The organism is Rhodoferax sp. XS2R6, from assembly GCF_056521365.1.
Genome location: NZ_JBWMAY010000003.1, coordinates 261154 through 281527 on the forward strand (window position 1 = coordinate 261154; position 20374 = coordinate 281527).

11 protein-coding genes are annotated in these 20374 nt (G+C 61.1%); 6 read left to right on the forward strand and 5 right to left on the reverse strand.

The annotated features are described in order from the left end of the window. Positions 1-7: 7 nt before the first annotated feature. A complete protein-coding gene (locus tag AC097A_RS12795) occupies positions 8-4291 on the forward strand; it encodes a beta strand repeat-containing protein (protein ID WP_479621129.1) in 4284 nt (1427 codons plus the stop codon). A 2-nt stretch (positions 4292-4293) separates the two neighbouring features. Here the strand turns inward: AC097A_RS12795 and AC097A_RS12800 are convergent, their stop codons facing one another. Together AC097A_RS12800 and AC097A_RS12805 are read right to left on the reverse strand one after the other, a co-directional pair. Further along, positions 4294-6237 carry an EAL domain-containing protein gene (locus AC097A_RS12800; protein WP_479621130.1) on the reverse strand — a complete coding sequence of 648 codons (1944 nt, stop codon included), beginning with the start codon at positions 6235-6237 and terminating at the stop codon, positions 4294-4296. A 23-nt stretch (positions 6238-6260) separates the two neighbouring features. Next, the gene (locus AC097A_RS12805) at positions 6261-6932 is read right to left on the reverse strand and encodes a transglutaminase-like cysteine peptidase (protein ID WP_479621131.1); all 672 of its coding nucleotides are present in this window, start codon (positions 6930-6932) and stop codon (positions 6261-6263) included. 240 nt (positions 6933-7172) lie between these two features. Here AC097A_RS12805 and AC097A_RS12810 point away from each other — a divergent pair, with 240 nt between their 5' ends. Continuing rightward, a complete protein-coding gene (locus AC097A_RS12810; RefSeq protein ID WP_479621132.1) occupies positions 7173-9032 on the forward strand; it encodes a TolC family outer membrane protein in 1860 nt (619 codons plus the stop codon). Positions 9033-9093: 61 nt separating this feature from the next. On the opposite strand, the gene ssb is transcribed toward AC097A_RS12810, so the two are convergent. Together ssb and AC097A_RS12820 are read right to left on the reverse strand one after the other, a co-directional pair. After that, positions 9094-9597, reverse strand: coding sequence for a single-stranded DNA-binding protein (ssb, locus tag AC097A_RS12815; RefSeq protein ID WP_479621133.1), 504 nt, complete (start codon positions 9595-9597; stop codon positions 9094-9096). Positions 9598-9621: 24 nt separating this feature from the next. Further along, complete coding sequence (locus AC097A_RS12820) at positions 9622-10806, reverse strand: MFS transporter (protein ID WP_479621285.1); 1185 nt, start codon at positions 10804-10806, stop codon at positions 9622-9624. Positions 10807-10936: 130 nt separating this feature from the next. Between AC097A_RS12820 and uvrA the strand changes: the two genes are divergently transcribed. Both uvrA and AC097A_RS12830 read left to right on the forward strand, forming a co-directional pair. Further along, positions 10937-14026, forward strand: a complete 3090-nt coding sequence (uvrA, locus tag AC097A_RS12825) for an excinuclease ABC subunit UvrA (protein ID WP_479621134.1) — start codon at positions 10937-10939, stop codon at positions 14024-14026. A gap of 92 nt (positions 14027-14118) precedes the next feature. Beyond that, a complete protein-coding gene (locus AC097A_RS12830; RefSeq protein ID WP_479621135.1) occupies positions 14119-15780 on the forward strand; it encodes a hypothetical protein in 1662 nt (553 codons plus the stop codon). Positions 15781-15851: 71 nt separating this feature from the next. Here the strand turns inward: AC097A_RS12830 and AC097A_RS12835 are convergent, their stop codons facing one another. Then, on the reverse strand, positions 15852-17774 hold the full coding sequence (locus AC097A_RS12835; protein WP_479621136.1) for a sigma-54-dependent Fis family transcriptional regulator: 1923 nt from the start codon (positions 17772-17774) through the stop codon (positions 15852-15854). Positions 17775-18076: 302 nt separating this feature from the next. Here AC097A_RS12835 and exaC point away from each other — a divergent pair, with 302 nt between their 5' ends. Together exaC and AC097A_RS12845 are read left to right on the forward strand one after the other, a co-directional pair. Beyond that, complete coding sequence (gene exaC / locus AC097A_RS12840) at positions 18077-19600, forward strand: acetaldehyde dehydrogenase ExaC (protein ID WP_315848647.1); 1524 nt, start codon at positions 18077-18079, stop codon at positions 19598-19600. A gap of 281 nt (positions 19601-19881) precedes the next feature. After that, the gene (locus tag AC097A_RS12845; RefSeq protein WP_479621137.1) at positions 19882-20256 is read left to right on the forward strand and encodes a DUF779 domain-containing protein; all 375 of its coding nucleotides are present in this window, start codon (positions 19882-19884) and stop codon (positions 20254-20256) included. The last annotated feature ends 118 nt before the right edge of the window (positions 20257-20374 follow it).

Below are 20374 nucleotides of genomic sequence, written 5' to 3' on the forward strand. Positions count from 1 at the left end.
GGTGCGCGTGGCCGTCATCGATGACGTGCTCACCGAGTCCACCGAGTCCGTCATCCTGGGCGCAGGCTCCTCTTCCAACCCCCTGGTCTCCACCGGCGACACCGGCTCGGGCTCCATACTCAACAATGACGCTCCGCCGACCCTGGATCTAGACAGCAACAACAGTACAACCACGGGAACGAACTACCTCACGACCTTCACAGAAGGAGGTGCAGCAGTGGCGATCGCCGACACGGACATCGTCATCACAGACGCTGACTCCACCGCAATGGCCGGCGCGACCATTACACTGACCAACGCACAAGCAGGTGACGTGCTAACCGTCGGCGTGTTGTCAGCAGGCATCACCGCATCCATAGTCGGGAATGTCATCACGCTGACAGGCTCAAGCTCGCTCGCGAACTATCAGGCCGCCTTGCGATCTATCACGTTCTCCAACACCCAGGAGAACCCGAGTTCCACAGCCCGCAATATCACCGTAGTTGTGACGGATGGAACCACAAACTCCAATACGGCGACCACCACGGTCACAGTGGTTCCTGTAAATGATGCCCCCGTGGTGAACAATGCCACGGCAAGCGGAAGCGAGGACACGGCCATTCTGGTCACTGTTACGGGAAGTGACATAGACGGAACTATTGGTGTCTTCACTCTGGCAAGTTTGCCCGTCAACGGCCGTCTGTACCTAGATGCAGCGATGACCCAATTGGCAGCAACGGGCGTCGACTACACAGCCAGCGCCAACGCACGCACCTTTTACTTTATGCCGTCATCGGATTGGAACGGATCCACCGCCTTCACGTACACGAGCAAGGACAACGCGGGCTTGGTATCAAACAACACGGCGACAGCAACCATCACCGTGTCGCCAGTCAACGACGGCGCACCAGTCGCCACCAATGACGCCTATCAGGCGCTGGTAGGACAAACAATTACGTTCACGCGTGCGGACTTGATGGCAAATGACCTTCTGCTCGACAGCGCCACGATCACCGCCAATGGCGCACTCCCAACAGGCTTGACCTACAACTCGGCGACCCAAACTTATACCTACACACCGGCAGCAGCGGGGTCTGGCTCTTTCAGCTACACGCTGACAGACCAAGACGGCCAAACCAGCACAGGCTCGGTCAGCCTCGCCGCCTACAACGCACGCGATGACTTGGCGAGCGTCAATGAGTCGGCATTGAGCACCGGTAGCGGCGCAGGTGTCAGTAGCGCCAGCGGCAGCTTGTGGACCAATGATGTGGGGTTGAGTGGCAACATTACCGCCATTACCGGCCCCACTGGCACCACAGTCACCCTTGTAGGGAACACCTACACCGCGACAACACCCTATGGCACCTTGGTCGTTGACCGGACCACTGGCAGCTACACCTACACACTCTCGGACAACGTGGATAACGACAGCGCTTCAGGCGCTACGCCTTTGAATCTGGTGGAACAGTTCACCTACACGCGCACGGGTGGGTCTGCAAATTTACAGGTCACCATCGTGGACGACGCCCCATCGGTACAGTCACATACCGTGGAGGTTCCGCAAAGTGGTGCAGCCACGAACTACAACCTGATTTTGATGCTGGATGTCTCTGGCAGCATGATCAACACCGGAGACGGTGGTGCCGTACGCGTTGTGGATGCAAACGGCGACGCAACCATTTCCAACCGATTGGCTGTCGCGAAACAAGCACTCATTGACATGGTGAGTAAATACTACGATGAGTCTGCCAACGTGACTGTGAAGGTTGGGTATTTTTCTGGAACTGCCACCGCCGGCACTACATTGCTGACCACGAAGGCGGAAGCGATTGCTGCCATCAACGCAATTCCCGCATCTGGTGGATCGACAAACTATGAGGATGGTTTGTACAAAATTCAAGACATGTTCGGCACCATCGACACCAGCAAGACCAATATTGCGTACTTCGTCTCCGATGGCGTCCCCACCACGAACGTGGGCGGAAGCGGCACGCTCACCCCGACAACAGAGACCAATGCGCCCGCCAACCCCGTCAGTTACTCCCAGTTCCTGACCAACAACCCTTCCGTTCAGTCTTACGCTATCGGCATTGGTGGCGGCATCAGCAATACGGCGCCTCTGGACAGCATTCACAACGTAGATGCAGACGAGAGCAATACAAAGGATTCCGCCATTCTGGTGAACGACCTGAATCAGCTCTCGGCGGCTCTCACCGCAACCATTCCCCCGAGCTTTGGTGGCAACGTGGGGACGACCGGCGGCAACCCCTATGTGAAGATTGGCGCAGATGGCGGCTATGTTCGCTACATCGACGTAGTGCTCGACAGCAATGATGCTGACGCAGTGGCAGACACAACCGTACGCTTTACCTTCAACGGAACAAACCAGATCACTTACGACGAGTTTTATCGCACAGGTGTTCACACCACTGTGACTTTGAACGCCACTTTGCTGACACTAAACTCTGCGCTGGGATTCACCAAAGGTACGCTTGTTTTCAACTTTGAAAACGGTGATTACTCCTACTACACACAAGGTGCGGCGAGCAGTGGCGACCAAATTGACATCGGCTTCAGCGTGGTGGACCGTGATGGCGACGTTGCTAGTGCAGTCGAGAGTATCAAAATCATCAATGGTCGACCGGTGGCCAGCGCAGACCGCGACACATTGTTTCTGAAGAACACATTCTTTGAAGGCAATGTAGTCACCGCAACCGGGACTGACGGCGCAGGACAAGCAGTCACAGTATTCAACCTGGGAGCAGGCGCCGACAACACGGTAGACAATGCCAAAGTCACATCCATTACGTTCAACGGAGCGACTTTTAACCTGACAACGCCGAGCTCTGGCACTCTTGGGGGTGGAAGTTACAGTGTCAATGCAGCCAATGAGCTGACTTGGACAAGCTCCACAGATGGATCCACCTTGGTGTTCCATAGCGACGGGTACTACAAGTACACGCCTCCGGCCTCACAAACCACGGCACCCACCACGGGCGCACAACAAACGGTGGGCTTCGAGAGCGATCCGACAGCCTCTGGCGTGACCCTACAGGGTGTCACGCGCACAGGAAACATCAACGCCCCGGATGGGACCATCAACTACGGAGGCTCTCCTGGAGTTGGCATCAGTGGGGGCGGCAGTAACCAGCGGGTGGACAACCTTGAGACTTTGTTGATTACGTTTAACCGTGCCACCTACGCCCAAGGGGTCACGAATCTGCAACTGAACATCAACGCAGGCAACAGCAACCTGGGCACAGGCACGGCCATCGCAGTAACGGTATACGACATTGCCGGCAATCTATTGGGACAAATCGCCATCACAAGCGAAGGTTATGTCACGCTGCCCAGCACCTGGAGCAGTATCGGCAGTATCCGCATCGAACCCAACAGCAACGCCAGCGTCATGATCGACGGAGTGCGCTTCAACGCAGTGAACCTCAACAGCGCTGCTAGCAACATCCCCGACCAAACCATTGGCTACACACTGACAGATGACCAGGGTGACTCCTCATCCTCCAGTCTGACACTGCATATTGTTACCAACGAAGTTCAGGGAACTACAGGCGCAGACACATTGACTGGCACTACAGGCAACGACGCCCTGTCAGGATTCGAGGGCAATGACACGCTCAATGGTGGTTCGGGCGGCGACATCATCAAAGGCGGCACAGGCGTTGATACGATTGACGGTGGTGCTGACGACGATCAGTTGTACGGCAACGAGGGCAATGACATTGTGCTCGGCGGCAGCGGTAAAGACTACGTGGAAGGCGGTGCCGGCAATGATGATATCCAAGGCGGCGCGGGCAATGACGAACTGCGAGGCAATGAGGGGAATGACACGATTCGGGGTGATGCCGGTGCCGATCTGATTAATGGTGGCGCTGGAAATGACACCTTGTATGGTGGCACCACAGCGTTGACCGATGGACTTGTAGACACATTCAAGTGGCAGCTATCCGACAGAGGCACCACAGGGGCTTCCGCAGCATCTGACACCATCATCGGCTTTGACGTGGCCCCCGTGAGTAGCAACGGCGACATTCTTGACTTGCGCGACCTGTTGACCGCAGAAGTCCACACAGGCCTGGATACAGGCAACTTGGCGAACTATCTGCACTTCGAGTATGTCGGGGGTAACACCATTGCACACATCAGCAGTGCGGGACAGTTTGCCGGGGGGTACCAGGAATCTAAGCAAGACCAGGTCATCACACTGCAAGGGGTCAACTTGGTTGGCAGCTTCTCTAATGACCAGCAGATCGTGGCGGACCTGCTGTCCAAGGGCAAGCTGATTACCGACTAAGCCTAATTGCGCGGCGGAGCCCCGTGTCCTACCACGGGGTCTCTAACAGCAGGTCCAGTCGCGCCATCAAAACCCAATATTGATAACAAAGACAGCTCTTGGGCGGTAGTCACCCCTTCCGCAAACACAAGCAAATCAATGGCATGGGCGATATTACACAGTCCTTTCAGAAAGGCAGCGTTTCCCGCATTGGTATCGATACCCCGCACAAAACTTGCATCTACTTTGAGGTAATCCAGCCCAATGTCGTGCAACTGACCAATCTGACTGAAATGGTGTCCAAAGTGCTCCAGCCCCAATCGGCATCCAAACGGCTTCAGCTCACCACACAGAGCGCGGAAGCTATCTATATCAGCCACCGCCCCCGCCTCCGCGACTTCCAACCATAGCCGACCAGTTTCCAGCGTATGTTTTGACAACAGCTCAATCAAATTGGCACGAAACTCTGGCTCCACCACCGAGCTGGGCGAAAGGTTGATCGCCAATCCTGGCAAATCAGGATTCGCCCGCAAATCTTGCAGGCCCATTCCTACAGCAGCCAAGTCCAGCGCAGGCGTCAACTTCAAGCGTTGGGCCACAGGAAGGAATTTCCCCGCGGGCAGCCACTCTCCTTTTTCATCAAACATCAAACGCAAAGGACACTCCCGATGTGACATCCGACCAGCCGCATCAATGACAGGAAACGAAATCAGACGTACCCAGCCCCGCTCCAACGCCCGTCGAATCAACACGGCCCATTGCTCTGCAGTGCGAGGCATCTCATCTCCCTCCTCCTGCACTGCCTCACAAATGTCACTGCCACTCGTAGCTTCGCAGGCGGCCAAGGCAGCATCCACCCGGGCCAACACGCCCCCTAAATCGGCACCATGGCGAAAACTCCCGTAACCGACGTTGACCGGCCGCTCACCTTGTCCAAATGCTTGTGTCACATGCTCTACCTGTAGCAACAGGGTTTGGGCGAGTGAACGGCCCTGTACGGAGGGTGGAAGCAGCAATGCGAAATCAGCACCATTCAACCGTGCGGCAATCGCCCCTGCAGACGTCTCAATTGACAGAAAAACTCCTCCAATTTGGCACAGAAAATCATCTGTAGCGGAGCGGCCTAAATCACGATTAATAGCGACAAGGTCATGTAAACGCAGCAAGATGAGCCCGCCCCCATCTGCCTCTTCGGAATCCAGGGCTTGACGAAATCGCGCAAGAAAATGCGACCGATTTGCCAAGCCGGTCAATGCATCACAATTCGCCTCCCGACGCACCGACTCCAAGCGTCCCGCCTCTTCTTCGAACATCGACTTCAAACGCCCCACCGTGGCATTCATCGCGACAGCCAACTGTCGTAACTCCGGGACAGTCGGTAAATCAATCGTCATGAACCGACGCTGAGTGATTGCATCTGCCTGCGCAATCACTGCATCCAGGGGCCCCCGCAAGCGCCGCAATACCAGCGCCCCAAGGTACCCCCCGACCAGCCCTGCAAGCATTAGTGCCACCACCATCTCATAAGCACTCTTCCACAACGCCCCATACGCAAACCGGCTGTGGCTCACCAACGTCACCGTACCAAACTGCTTCCAGCCACTGCTGATCTGTGCCTGCCCGGGGGTCGCTGCAATGGGCAACAAATGGATGAACCACTTCGGCGCACCAGCATCCTTGGCATCACTGATGCGCTCGGCAATCGCATTGCCAGTGGGGTCCGTGATGCGTATCAACTCATAGTGACCGCTGTCGAATAGCGACGCAACCACCAAATCCGCCATCACCGCATCCGGATTGCCCTGACTCAGCGAAAGTGCCAGCGCTGTCGCGTTGTCCGTGTTCTTGATGGACAGCTGTGACTCCAGATAACCCCGCGCACTGAGCAAAGATGCCAACAAACTGCCACCCAAAGCCAACAACATACTGGCCACAATGGCCAACCACAACTGACGGTACATCGACATAACAATCTCCTCTTGCCAACGACTTATTCAAAACCTTCTGCTTTGGCACGCCGCAGCAAATCTTCCCAACGCGACAAACGCCCCGTGCCACCCGCTGCCGCCGACTCGCCTCCGGCAATGCCAGCAAACACCCCCGCGCTGTTGAAGCTGAACACTGGCACCAAATCGGGCCTGCGCGATGCGGGACGGATATCAGGAATCAGGTTGTCCATGATCAAGGGCTCGACATCCGGCTGGGCGTAGTAAGCCAACACCATATGCGCCTGCGTCGGAGCCCCTTCTGCGCTACCTGTTTTTGCTCGCACATAAATCAGGCGCAGCTTCTCCGGGGCGACCCCGGTCTGTAATAAAGTGAAATACTTAGCAATCGAGAAGTCCTCACAATCGCCAGAACCACGCCCAATCGACTCCATGGGCGTCGCCCAGTAATCGGGCTGTGACCACACCACGTTGTCATCTGCAAACTGAAGCTGCTGGTTAAAAAAACCGTTCACCCGCTTGATCCGCTCAGAGTCGGAAGCGGCCATGCCGGCCTGCACCACTGATCGCCACGCATTGAACTTTGCAGTGGGTGCATTGCCCCAGCGCTGGGTCAGACTGGACAACAAGCGGTCAAAGTCGGCGGCACCATTCGCCACACCCACTAGCAATGCCAGGCAGCACAAAACCGCCAGCACCCCATGCAGCGAAGCCATACCTGTCATGCGACGGCGTGCGACTCCACTCATGAGAGTCTGGGTACCACCGAAAAAAATCCGGATAACGTGAAATTCATCGCATTTAGGCCGGGTTTTCCACCTTGGAAAGTGAATCAAAGGGTGCCCAAAAACAAGGGCACCCCGATAATCACAAGGCAGGCGTTGTGCAAAAGATTAGCATAGCGCATCTCTCTCCACACAAGCATGGCACGCTTGGAACCCAAGAAGTTTCTATCCATGACCCGACTGACGACCATCAGCCAAGCCATTGCGCTTATCGCGCTCACCTGGGGCGCCCATGCCCAAACGGCAAACCCACTCGCATCGCCCACTACGCTCAAAGATGCGGTGGAGCGCGCCATCCTTCAGAACCCTGAAGTGAAGTACCGTTTTCACAATTTCGAAGCCTCGCAGCAAGAACGCAAGTCGGCAGAAGGTGCGTGGCTACCCCGGGTGGACCTGGAAGCAGGTACCTCGGCCAATGAAACCGTCAAACCATCGCTGGCAGACGCCAAGTCCTACAGCGCCAACCGTGCCAGCATCCTGCTACGCCAAACCCTGTTCGACGGCTTTGCTACCCTGAACGAAGTACGGCGCTTGAGTCACGCACAGCAAACAACTTACTATGAATTGCAATCGGTCAGCAACCAAACCGGCCTGGAAACGGCCCGTGCCTATCTGGATGTGATTCGTTACCGGGAACTGGTAGAGATGGCGGCAGACAACCTGTTGACCCACCGCGAGGTCTACGACCGGTTGAACCAAAAAGTCCAGGCCGGCGTGGGCCGACGTGTGGATCTGGAACAAGCCTCGGGCCGCATGGCATTGGCTGAATCCAACTGGATTACCGAAGTCAGCAACCTGCATGACGTCTCAGCCCGTTACCAGCGCCTGGTGGGCGACATTCCTGCAGCTACCCTCAGCCCCCCGCAGCCGCTGGTGGGCGCCATGCCTCAGGGCATCGAGTTTTTGCGCGGCGCAGTGGCCCAAAACCCGGACTTTCTGGCCTCGGTCTCCACCCTGCGCGCCTACCGCGCCGACATGAACCTGCGCAAATCCCCGCTCTACCCGACACTGGAATTTCGTGCCCGCCAGAGTTTTGAAACCAACCAGAGTGGCGTGACCGGTGACTACCGCGACTCCGTGCTGGAACTGGTACTGAGCTACAACCTCTTCCGCGGCGGCTCGGACATCGCCAAGGTCAAGCAATACGCCTCCAAACTGAATGTGGCCTTTGACCTGCGGGACAAGGCCTGCCGCGATGTCTGGCAAACCGGCCAGATTGCCTACAACGACTCCGTACGCCTGGGCTCACAAATCAAGCTGCTACAACAGCACGAGCTTTCAACATCCAAAGCCCGCGTGGCTTACCAACAGCAGTTCGACATTGGCCAACGCTCACTACTGGACCTGCTGGACACCGAAAACGAGTACTACCAGGCGCGCCGTGCACTGGCCAACGCCGAATACGACCTGCAACTCTCGCATGCGCGTGTACTGGCATCGTCCGGCTCGCTGCTGCAAGCCCTGCAATTGCGCCCCTTGTCCACCGACCTGCCCAGCACCGCCGGCGGCACCGAAGACCAGGACGACCTGATGGAGTGCAGCAGCCACACCCTGCCCTCCATCGAAAAAACTCCTGTGCCCGTAGCGAGCCCCAAACCCGCTCCGCTGACACCACTGCCCGCGCCTGTGGTGGTGGCCCCCGCCCCTGCCGTGCCCAAACCCGACCCCGTGACCCAAGCCTGCTCCCAGACCCCCTCGGCGGTGCAAACCTGGCTGGCCGCCTGGAACTCCAAGGATGCGAACAGCTATTTGGGGCATTACGCCGACAACTTCATCCCCGCGATGGGCCTGAGCCGCAACGCCTGGGAAAATCTGCGCAAAAAACGCATTGGCAAGCAGGGCGACATCCAGACCACCATCAGCGACATCAAACCCCTGGCTTGCGACGCCAAAACCGCTGAAGTGTCATTCAAACAGGAATACGGCTCGGTCGACTACCGCGACAGCGTGGAAAAGACCCTGTCCCTCACACGCGTGGGCGACAGCTGGAAGATTGTTCGCGAAACCGTGACCAAAGGCCGAACCTTCTAAGCCACGGCCTCCCCATGAAAAAAGCGACCCGAGGGTCGCTTTTTCTTTGCCCGGTTCCGGGTCAGAACGGAATGTCGTCGTCCATGTCGTCAAAGCCACTCGCAGGCCGCGGCGCGGGCGCCTGGCGCGGAGCCGGTGCGGCAGCCGCAGGGCGGGCTGCGGGAGGTGCCATGCGGCGGGGGGACGGTGCACCGCCTTCATCGCCGCCATCGGACGGGCCACCCATGCCTTCACGGCCGCCCAGCAGTTGCAGCTCGGTAGCCACAATGTCCACGGTGTTCTTCTCAATACCCGACTGGTCGGTGTACTTGCCGTACTTGAGTCGACCTTCCACGTAGATGGGGCGGCCTTTTTTCACGTATTCACCAGCGATCTCGGCCAGGCGGTCATAAAAGGTCACGCGGTGCCACTGGGTGTCTTCCACCGTCTCACCGGTGTTGCGGTCCTTGCGGCGGCTGCTGGTGGCCACGCTGACGTTCGCCACAGCCTGGCCAGAGGGCAGATAGCGGATTTCAGGGTCGCGACCGCAGTTGCCGACCAGAATGACTTTGTTGACGGATGCCATGGTTTTCTCCAGATTAATCGCAGATTATGCCGCCGCCCGGGGTGCCGGGGCCTGCATGGGCCAGGCCACCACCAACCAAGCCAGCATGGCCACTGCGCAGCAGGCAAACAGGGCCTGTGGCCCGGCGGATTGGACCAGCCAGCCCCCCACCGCACCACCGGCAAAAAAGCCCAGCGACTGCAAGGTGTTGTACACCCCCAGCGCCGCGCCGCGGGAGGCAGCAGGTGCCACGCGCGAAGCCAGGCTGGGCTGGCTGGCCTCCAGCACATTGAAGCCGCAAAAGAACAGCAGCAGCAGCAGCCCCAGCATCCAGACGCCCGGTGCTGCACCGCTGCTACTGACGGCCAACAGCGCCAACTGCACCAGCCCAATCAGTCCAATGGACGCCAAAAATACGGCGCGCAGGTAGCCTCTTTTTTCCAACGGGAACAAGGCCGCGCCCATCACCACAAACGATGCCAGCACCGCTGGCAGATACACCTGCCAGTGGAGATCACGCACCAGCCCGGCCTGCACCAACATGCCTGGCAGCGCCACCCACATGGCCAACTGCACTGCGTGCAACACAAATACCCCAACATTCAGGCGCAGCAACGCCGGGTGGCCCAGCACAGACAACAAACCACCGCGCGCCTGGTCTACATGCTGTGCGGGTTCGGGCGGCACCCACCACAGCACCACCGCAATGCCCCCCAAGGCCAGGGTCGCAGTCATGGCAAACAGGCCATGCAAGCCCAAGTAGGCCGCCAACAGGGGCGATAGAACGAGAGAGAGCGCAAACACGAGTCCGATGCTGGCGCCCACCAGTGCCATCGCCTTGGTGCGCACCACGTCGCGCGTCTGGTCCGCCAGCAAGGCTGTCACCGCGGCCGAGATGGCACCCGCCCCTTGCAAGGCGCGCCCGGCCACCAACCACGGCAGCGTGGGTGCCCAGGCCGCCATGGCGCTGCCCGCCGCAAAAATCACCAAGCCCAACACCATGACCGGCTTGCGCCCCAAGCGATCGGAGGCCATGCCAAACGGAATTTGCAACAGGCCCTGGGTCAGTCCGTAAATGCCCATGGCCATGCCGACCAGCGCCGCGTCATCACCCCCGGGGTATTTGTGCGCTTCCAGGGCAAACACGGGCAACACCAAAAACAGCCCCAGCATGCGCAGGGCAAAAATCAGTGCAAGTGAGGCACTGGAACGACGCTCCAGCGGCGTCATCGTGGTATCGGGAACGGAGGGGGCGGACACGGCAGTCACTCTCAGGCAATAAAGGCGGCAGAAACCGGGAAGTGACACCGCAACCCGACATTGTCTATCATGGCGGGTTACTCTTTTGGCGGCCACGAACTTGAACTCTCCTACTGACGACGGCAACTCCCTGGCGGCCCACGAGGATGGCAAGTACCTTGCCCGGGCCCTGCAGCAGCAAAACATCAGCGTGCGGGGTGCCCGCACCCACAACCTGAAGAACATCGACCTGGACATCCCGCGCAACCAGCTGGTGGTGATCACGGGCTTGTCGGGGTCGGGCAAGTCCAGTCTGGCGTTTGACACGCTGTATGCCGAAGGCCAGCGCCGTTATGTAGAGAGCCTGAGCACCTACGCGCGCCAGTTTTTGCAGCTGATGGATAAGCCCGATGTGGACATGATCGAGGGCCTATCGCCCGCCATCTCCATCGAGCAGAAGGCCACCAGCCACAACCCGCGCTCCACCGTGGGCACGGTGACCGAGATCCACGACTACCTGCGCCTGCTGTTTGCCCGCGCGGGCACGCCGTTTTGCCCGGACCACAACCTGCCGCTGCAAAGCCAGACGGTCAGCCAGATGGTGGACGCCGTGCTGGCCCTGCCCGAAGACACGCGCCTCATGATCCTGGCACCGCTGGCGCGCGAGAAAAAAGGCGAGTTTCTGGATGTGTTTGCCGACATGCAGGCCCAGGGTTATGTGCGTTTCCGCATCAACGGTGAGGCCTACGAGGCCGAGAACCTGCCCAAGCTCAAGAAGACCGAGAAGCACGACATCGATGTGGTGGTGGACCGCATCAAGGTGCGCGCCGACCTGAAGCAGCGTCTGGCCGAAAGCTTTGAGGCCGCGCTGCGCCTGGCCAATGGCCGGGCCATTGCGCTGGAAATGGATGCACCCAAGGACTCCGATATTGATAGCGCCTCGCGCAATAGCGACGAGGGCCAGAGGCCTAAAGAGCACTTATTCAACGCCAAATTCGCCTGCCCCATCTGCAGCTACTCCATCAGCGAGCTGGAGCCGCGCCTGTTCTCCTTCAACTCGCCCGTGGGCGCCTGCCCCACCTGCGACGGGCTGGGCAACCACGAGTTTTTCGACCCCACGCGCGTGGTCGCCTTCCCCACGCTGAGCCTGGCCAGCGGCGCTATCAAGGGCTGGGACCGGCGCAACGGCTACTACTTCAGCATGCTGGAGAGCCTGGCCAAGCACTACGCGTTCGACATCGAGGCCGGCTTCGACAGCCTGCCCGACACCGTGCAACACGCCATCCTGCACGGCTCGGGCGAAGAAGAAATCAAGTTCAGCTACATCATGGACTCGGGCGCCTCGCAGGGCAAGAAGGTCACCAAGAAACACGCCTTCGAGGGCATCATCCCCAATATGCAGCGGCGCTACCGCGAAACCGACTCGGCCCTGGTGCGTGAAGACCTGGGCCGCCTGCGCAGCACCCAGCCCTGCCCCGACTGCTTTGGCTCGCGCCTGCGCAAGGAAGCGCGCCACGTGAAGGTCGGCGAAGGTGACCAGGCCCGAGCCATTTTTGAAATCAGCCACGCCACGCTGCGCGAAAGTTTTGAGTACTTCAACACGCTGCAAATGCCCGGCGCGCGGGGCGAGATCGCGTCCAAGGTGATCCGCGAAATTGGCCTGCGCCTGAAGTTCTTGAACGACGTGGGCCTGAACTACCTGAGCCTGGACCGCAGCGCCGAAACACTAAGCGGCGGCGAGAGCCAACGCATCCGCCTCGCATCACAAATCGGCTCCGGCCTGACCGGCGTGATGTACGTGCTCGACGAGCCCAGCATCGGCCTGCACCAGCGCGACAACGACCGCCTCATCGGCACGCTGCAACACCTGCGCGACATTGGCAACAGCGTGCTGGTGGTGGAGCACGACGAAGACATGATGCGCGCCGCCGACCATGTGATCGACATGGGCCTGGGCGCTGGCGTGCATGGCGGGCGCGTGATCGCCCAGGGTACGTTTGACGAAGTGAAGGCGCACCCCGACTCGCTGACCGGCCAGTACCTGGCCAAGACGCTGCAGATTGAAGTGCCCAAGCGCCGCACGCCCTGGCTGCCCGTGGTGGCCGAAGCCAAACCCGTGGCCAAAGGCAGCGGCAAGGGCGCACCCAGCAAGGCCGCACTGGCATGGGCCGAGCGCCAGGCGCACCACATTGCCACGCAGGGCAATATGCAAGCCATACGCGTGGTGGGTGCCAGCGGCCACAACCTCAAAGGTGTGGACGTGGACTTTCCCGTGGGCCTGCTCACCTGCGTGACCGGTGTGTCCGGCTCGGGCAAGAGCACGCTGGTGAACGACACGCTATACGCCGCCGTGGCGCGCCAGCTCTACCGCGCGCACGACGAACCCGCCACGCACGAGAGCATCGACGGCATCCAGTACTTCGACAAGGTCATCAACGTCGACCAGTCACCGATTGGCCGCACCCCACGCAGCAACCCTGCCACCTACACAGGCCTGTTCACGCCCATCCGCGAACTGATGGCCGAGGTACCCACGGCACGCGAACGCGGCTATGGCCCGGGCCGCTTCAGCTTCAACGTGGCCGGCGGTCGCTGCGAGGCCTGCCAAGGCGATGGCATGGTGAAGGTGGAGATGCACTTTTTGCCCGATGTGTACGTGCCCTGCGACGTATGCGCGGGCCAGCGCTACAACCGCGAGACGCTGGAGGTGCTCTACAAGGGCAAGAACATCGCGCAGATTCTGGACATGACGGTGGAGGCCGCCTACGAGTTTCTGCAGGCCGTACCCACCATCGCACGCAAGCTGCAAACCCTGCTGGACGTGGGCCTGTCCTACATCCGCCTGGGCCAGGCCGCCACCACGCTGTCGGGCGGGGAGGCGCAGCGCGTGAAGCTGGCGCTGGAGCTCAGCAAGCGCGACACCGGCCGCACGCTCTACATCCTGGACGAGCCGACTACCGGCCTGCACTTTGCCGACATTGCGCTGCTGCTCAAGGTGCTGCACCAACTGCGCGACGCGGGCAACACCATCGTCATCATCGAACACAACCTGGACGTGATCAAAACCGCCGACTGGTTGATCGACATTGGGCCTGAGGGCGGCGCGGGTGGCGGCAGGGTGGTGGGCGTGGGCACGCCGGAAGACATTGCAGCGAATCCGGACAGCCACACGGGGCGGTATTTGAAGCCGCTGCTGACGCCTGTGGAATAAGCGCGCAGCGCCCTGAGCGAACGCTGTGTTTACCTAAAAATACGATGCCCCACCCAGAAAACTCGCCAGGCAATGGCGCCCCGATAGTGACTGTGATCGCCATCGCCTGGAACGCGCTGGTCTGGGGGCTGCTCATGCCCTACCCAGAAACCGCTGAATGGTTCAAGGGCTTGGCGGCGCTCGCGGGCATAGGGATTGCCGCCGGAGCCCTGATGCTCTGGCTCAGCCGCCTGCGCGGCAATGGCGTCACGCTGCACCTCTCACAGGACCCGGTGCCCCACGGCGTGCCCACGATGGCAACCTTCAACCTGACACGACCGCTGAAGGCGCAGGTCTGGACACTGCTGGTGACCATCGATTCGCCAAGCGAAGACATGAGCGGCTTTGGGTGCATCTGGGAGCGCAAATTTATGGCCAGCCCGGTCCCCACGATGGTGGACGGCGAGCTCATGGTGCAGGCCGTCACGGCCGAATTCACCCTTCCCACTGATCTGCCAGGTTCAGAAGACGACTATTGGTACGTTTCCCTGGTGCTCCGGGGAGAGGACGAGGCATGGCCTTTTCATATTGAAACCGACGCCGAAACGTCCCGCGGAACCGGCCTAAACAGTGATGACGAAGCCTCGGAATCGCTACACCCAGATACTGACGCCCCGTCACCTTCGGACCTGCCTGATTCGGACCTGCCAGAGCCGGACTACGCGTCTAGGCTTCCGTCGCCGGCACGCGTCCGAAGTGGCCTTCGCTGGGCGCGGCGCGGCGCGATCGCGCTGTCGCTCTCGGTGGTGGGCTGGGTCGCGTGGAGTGCGCTCTCGCCCATGTGGTCGCCAGAGGAACAGCCCGAGAACTGGCCAGTCATGACCATGGCAGAGGACAGCGTGGCAGTCGATGACGCGTCGGTGGCGGGGGTAGAACGCACGCGGGGCGCGGACGAAACCGATGCCTCCTGGCGCCTGAGCACGCGCGTGCGCACACCGGAGTTTGCAGTGCTGCTCAGCAACTGGTTACTCGACGATGGGCGCTTGCGCGTGCACCTGCAAGGCCAGGCACAGGTAACCCAGGGGGCGTTGCGCATGCGCATTCAAGAGCTAGCGCTGGCGCCCGCGAATGCCTGTAAAGCGGCGGCCGACTGCCGGGTGGAAAGCATTCGTCTGGTGCTGAGCCAGGCCGCCAGCGATGGCAGCACCAGCATCTTGGCACGCAGCGAGCCCTTGCCCTGGGCGGTCGATCTGGCCAAAGACCCCGTGGCCCTGCGTAGCGATGGCACCCTGCAACTCACCCTGCCACAGAACCTTGCCGGCGACCAGGATGTGCGCTTGCAGTTGGTGGTGCAGACGGCGAACGCCGATGGGCACTCCACCCTGCTGCTCTCGGATGACACGACGGTTGCGTCGAACGGCAACTACATGGGTTTGCAACTGGCGCTGCGCGCTGCCAACCCCCAAGCCGGGAATCTGATGGACCCGTGCGACCGGGTGGGCTCCTTGGGTGAGGCAGTGCGCGCCCATTGCGCAGGCCAAGTCCAGTTCCGCCTCGACTCCAACGCCTTCTCAGGGCGCAAGGAACTCGACGCAGCGCTGATCGACGCCATCAAGCACTACAACAGCGCCGCCGTGGGCCCGCTGCTCAAGGCGGGTGCGAGCCCTAATGCGGTCGACCCTGGACAAAGAAGCATCAACGCGCTACTCCTCGCCACCTTCGGCGATCAACAAGAGGTGCGGGCTGCGCTGATCAAGGCGGGCGCCAAGACCTAGCCCGCTTGAGTGCCAAATTGGCCTCTAGCCCACGTATTATTTGCGCCAGCAGCTATCAAAATAATAGCGATTCATGTGCGCAGCTTGCGGTACAGCGTCTGCCGGCTGATGCCCAACTGACGGGCCGCCAGCGACACATTACCGCGCGCAGCCTCCAGCGCCTGCTGGATGGCGGCGTGGCCCAAGGCCTGCAGGCTTTGCGGGGCCTGAGCGGCAGCGGGCTCCATGGGCGCCGTCTTCACGGCATCTCCCACCTTCAGTGTGTCCACCAAATCGTCGGGCATATGGGTCCAGTCCAGCGTGTCCTCGCCGTCCAGCAGCATGGCGCAGGCGGTGCGCAGCACGCTGGCGTACTGGCGCAAGTTGCCGGGCCAGGCAAAGGCGCTCAGGCGGGCCAACAGTTCGGACGCCAGTTGCACCTCGCGCTCCGGGCTCAGGTCGGCCAGTAGGCGCTCGGTCAGCGCCACAAAGTCGCTGCGCTCGCGCAGCGCCGGCAATTGCACGGTGAGACCGTTGATGCGGTAGTACAAATCCTGGCGGAAGGTGCCGCGCTCGGCCGCCTCGGCCAGCTTGCTGTGCGTGGCGCAGACCAGCGCGAAGTCCACTGGCACGGCCTTGCCCGCGCCCACCGGCGTGACGGTGCGCTCCTGCAGCACACGCAGCAGCCGCGTCTGCATGGGCAGAGGCATGTCGCCAATCTCGTCCAGAAACAGCGTGCCGCCCTCGGCCTCACGCAGGCGGCCCAGGCTGCCTTCTTTGCGCGCGCCGGTGAAGGCACCGGCCACGTAGCCAAACAGCTCGGACTCGATGAGGCTTTCGGGAATCGCACCGCAGTTGATGGCCACAAAGGGCCCTGTGCGGCGCGGGCCGCTGGCGTGCAGGGCGCGGGCAAAAAGCTCCTTGCCCACGCCGGACTCGCCCTGGATGAGCACGGGAATGGGTTTGGCCACCACGCGGCGCGCCTTGTCCGCCGCGCTGCGCCAGCGGGCGTCGCCCGTGTCCAGCGCGGTCAGGGCATCGCTCTGGCTGGCGTGGGCTGAGGTCGGTGAAGACAGGCTGACAACCGGTAGCACCGAGGCATCCACCTGCAGCTGCGCAAACAGCACCGCACCGTTGTGCAGGCGCAGCTGCTGCACCTGCTGGGGGCGGCGTTTGTGGCGCGACAGCAAATCGTCCAGCCGCACATCAAGCACACGCTCCAACAGCGTGGCGCCAATGTCGCCGGTGTTCAGGCGCAGCAGCGCCAGCCCCACGCGGTTGGCGCCCACCACCCAGCCATCATCCGACAGCGCAACGATGCCTTCAGCCACGCTGCCAATGCCCTCGGGCTGGACGTGCAGGTGCAGGCGGATATTGCGTTTGCAGGTGGCCACCATAAGCCGGTTTTCGATCATGCGGGCGGCGGTACTCGCCAGACCCAGCGTGTGACCATGGCCATGGCGGTGGTCGCCCGAGATATCGAGTACGCCCATGAGTTCGCCCGTGGCGGAGAGGATGGGCGAGGCCGCGCAGGTGAGAAAGCCGTTGCGCTCCAGAAAGTGTTCACCACCGTGGATCTCTACCGCACTGCGCTCCACCAGTGCGGTGCCGATGGCGTTGGTGCCGCGATGCGCTTCGTGCCACGAGGCGCCGCTGGTCAGCGCCACGCGCTCGGCCTTGCCCACAAAGCTCACGTCGCCCAGCGTGTGCATGAGCATGCCGTGCTGGTCAGCCAGCACCACCACGCTCTGGCTGTGGCGCACTTGCTCGAACACATATTCCATCACCGGGCGCGAATGGGCCAGCAGCGCGTGGCTGTTGGCCAGCGCCTGGCGCAGGCTGGCATGGCCCGCATGGTCGGTGGCCGCGCGGCCGGCGGGCGCCAGGCCCGCGGCCAGGCTGCGGTGCCAGGAGCGCGCCAAGCGTTCATCCAACACGCCCACAGGGCATTGGCCGGTTTCCAGCAGCTGTTGGCGGGCCTGTCGCAAGGCCAGCACGGGGGAGGTTTGTCGCACGTTGTCTCCTGCGCGGGGTCGTGGTCGCCCCGCTTTGGCACAGTATGGGGGTGGGGGGTGTGCGAGGCAATGGCGCACACCCGCCCCAACGTCCAACTGTTCCATTTTGTGACACCTGTCACTGTGGCAAATCGTGACAGCCCTGGCTTGCGGACAGCTTGCATGGTGTGCTGCAACGCAACAAACGCAATGAAATCAAGGCTCCGCGGTGACTGCCTCGCTGGCACGCGTCTTGAGGTAGCTCTGTACCTGCCGGACAGCCCGACGCAGGCCAACACAGCAACCATAAGAGGACGACAACCATGGCTATTTACGCAGCACCCGGCGCGGCCGGCGCCACCATCACCTACAAGAAGCAGTACAACAACTTCATCGGCGGCAAGTTTGTGCCCCCGGTCAAGGGCCAGTACTTCGACGTCATCACCCCCGTCAGCGGCAAGGTCTACACCCAGGCCGCACGCTCCACTGCCGAAGACATTGAGCTGGCACTGGACGCCGCCCATGCCGCAAGCGACGCCTGGGGCAAGACCGACGCCGCCACGCGCAGCAACATCCTGCTGAAGATTGCCGACCGCATTGAGCAAAACCTGGAGCTGCTGGCCTACGCCGAGACCGTGGACAACGGCAAGGCGATCCGCGAAACGCTGAACGCCGACATCCCGCTCACCGTGGACCACTTCCGCTACTTCGCGGGCTGCGTGCGTGCACAAGAGGGCGCATTGAGCAACATCGACGAGAACACCGTGGCGTACCACATCCAGGAGCCACTGGGCGTGGTGGGCCAGATCATTCCGTGGAACTTCCCTATCCTCATGGCAGCGTGGAAGCTGGCGCCTGCCATTGGCGCGGGCAACTGTGTAGTGCTCAAGCCCGCAGAAAGCACGCCCATTTCCATCCTCATCCTGGCCGAGCTGATTGCCGACCTGCTGCCACCCGGCGTACTGAACATCGTCAACGGCTATGGCCGCGAAGCCGGCATGCCACTGGCCACCAGCAAGCGCATCGCCAAGATCGCCTTCACCGGCTCCACCACCACGGGCCGCGTGATCGCCCAGGCCGCCGCCAACAACCTGATTCCCGCCACGCTGGAACTGGGTGGCAAGAGCCCCAATGTGTTCTTCGCCGACGTGATGGACAAGGACGATGCGTTCCTGGACAAGGCCATCGAGGGCATGGTGCTGTTTGCGTTTAACCAGGGTGAGGTTTGCACCTGCCCAAGCCGCGCGCTGATCCAGGAATCGATCTACGACAAGTTCATGGAGCGCGTGCTCAAGCGCATCGCCGCCATCCAGCAAAAAAACCCGCTGGACACCGACAGCATGATGGGCGCACAGGCCAGCAAAGAGCAGCTGACCAAGATCCTGAGCTACCTGGACCTGGGCAAACAGGAAGGCGCCGAAGTGCTGGCCGGTGGTGGCCAGGCGCACCTGGGTGGCGATCTGGAAGGCGGCTACTACGTGCAGCCCACGCTGTTCAAAGGCCACAACAAGATGCGCATCTTCCAGGAAGAAATCTTCGGCCCCGTGCTGGCCGTGACCACCTTCAAGGACGAAGCCGAAGCCTTGGCGATTGCCAACGACACGCTCTACGGCCTGGGCGCCGGCGTGTGGAGCCGCAACGGCAACGTGGCCTATCGCATGGGCCGCGCCATCAAGGCCGGGCGTGTGTGGACCAATTGCTACCACGCCTACCCTGCGCACGCAGCCTTCGGCGGCTACAAGGAATCCGGCATTGGGCGTGAGACGCACAAGATGATGCTGGACCACTACCAGCAGACGAAGAACCTCTTGGTGAGCTACAGCGAGAACAAACTCGGTTTCTTCTAAGGAGCCATTGGCCCCCTTCTCGCCGGAGGGGGCGCCACGCGGCTACCCCAGGGGCAACCACCTCATACTGGGGTACCAGAAATCGGCGGTCCCCCCTGGGGAATCCACGTGGCTTTTTGTAATACGACGCGACGGTGGAGCGCCAAGCACCCGGCTTCGTGGACTGTGTGGGCGGACGCCGATTTCTGGTACCCCAGTATGAGGTGGCCGCCCATACAGTTCACGAAGCTGCGAGCGCCAACAAAGCAAGCTCAGCAGTTCCTCCCAAAGGAGACAAAAGCATGGTCGACAAAGTCATAGCCACCCCAGCCGCCCTGGAACTCGTGGCCTTCCTCAAAACCAAACACGGCCCCGATCTGATGTTCCACCAAAGTGGCGGCTGCTGCGACAACAGCGCGGCCAACTGCTACCTGCCCGGCGAAATCACCATGGGTGCAGGCGATGTGTACCTGGGCGACATCGGCGGCAGCCCCTTCTACATCGGTATCGCCCAATACGAATACTGGAAACACACCCAGCTCATCATCGACGTCATCGAAGGCCACGGCGGTACCTTCTCGCTCGAAGGGCCGGAGGGCAAGGCCTTCCACACCCGCTCCCGCGTGTTCACCGACGCAGAACTGGCCGAACTGGGGATTGAAAAGCCTGCCGCCTAGAGAAAATCAAGCCAAAATAGACCCTAGCCCTCGCAGAATATGCGTCAGCAGCTATCAAATCAATAGCGTCAGTCGCACACAAACCAGCTTCTTCAAGTAGCCCGCCCCTTGCCGGCGG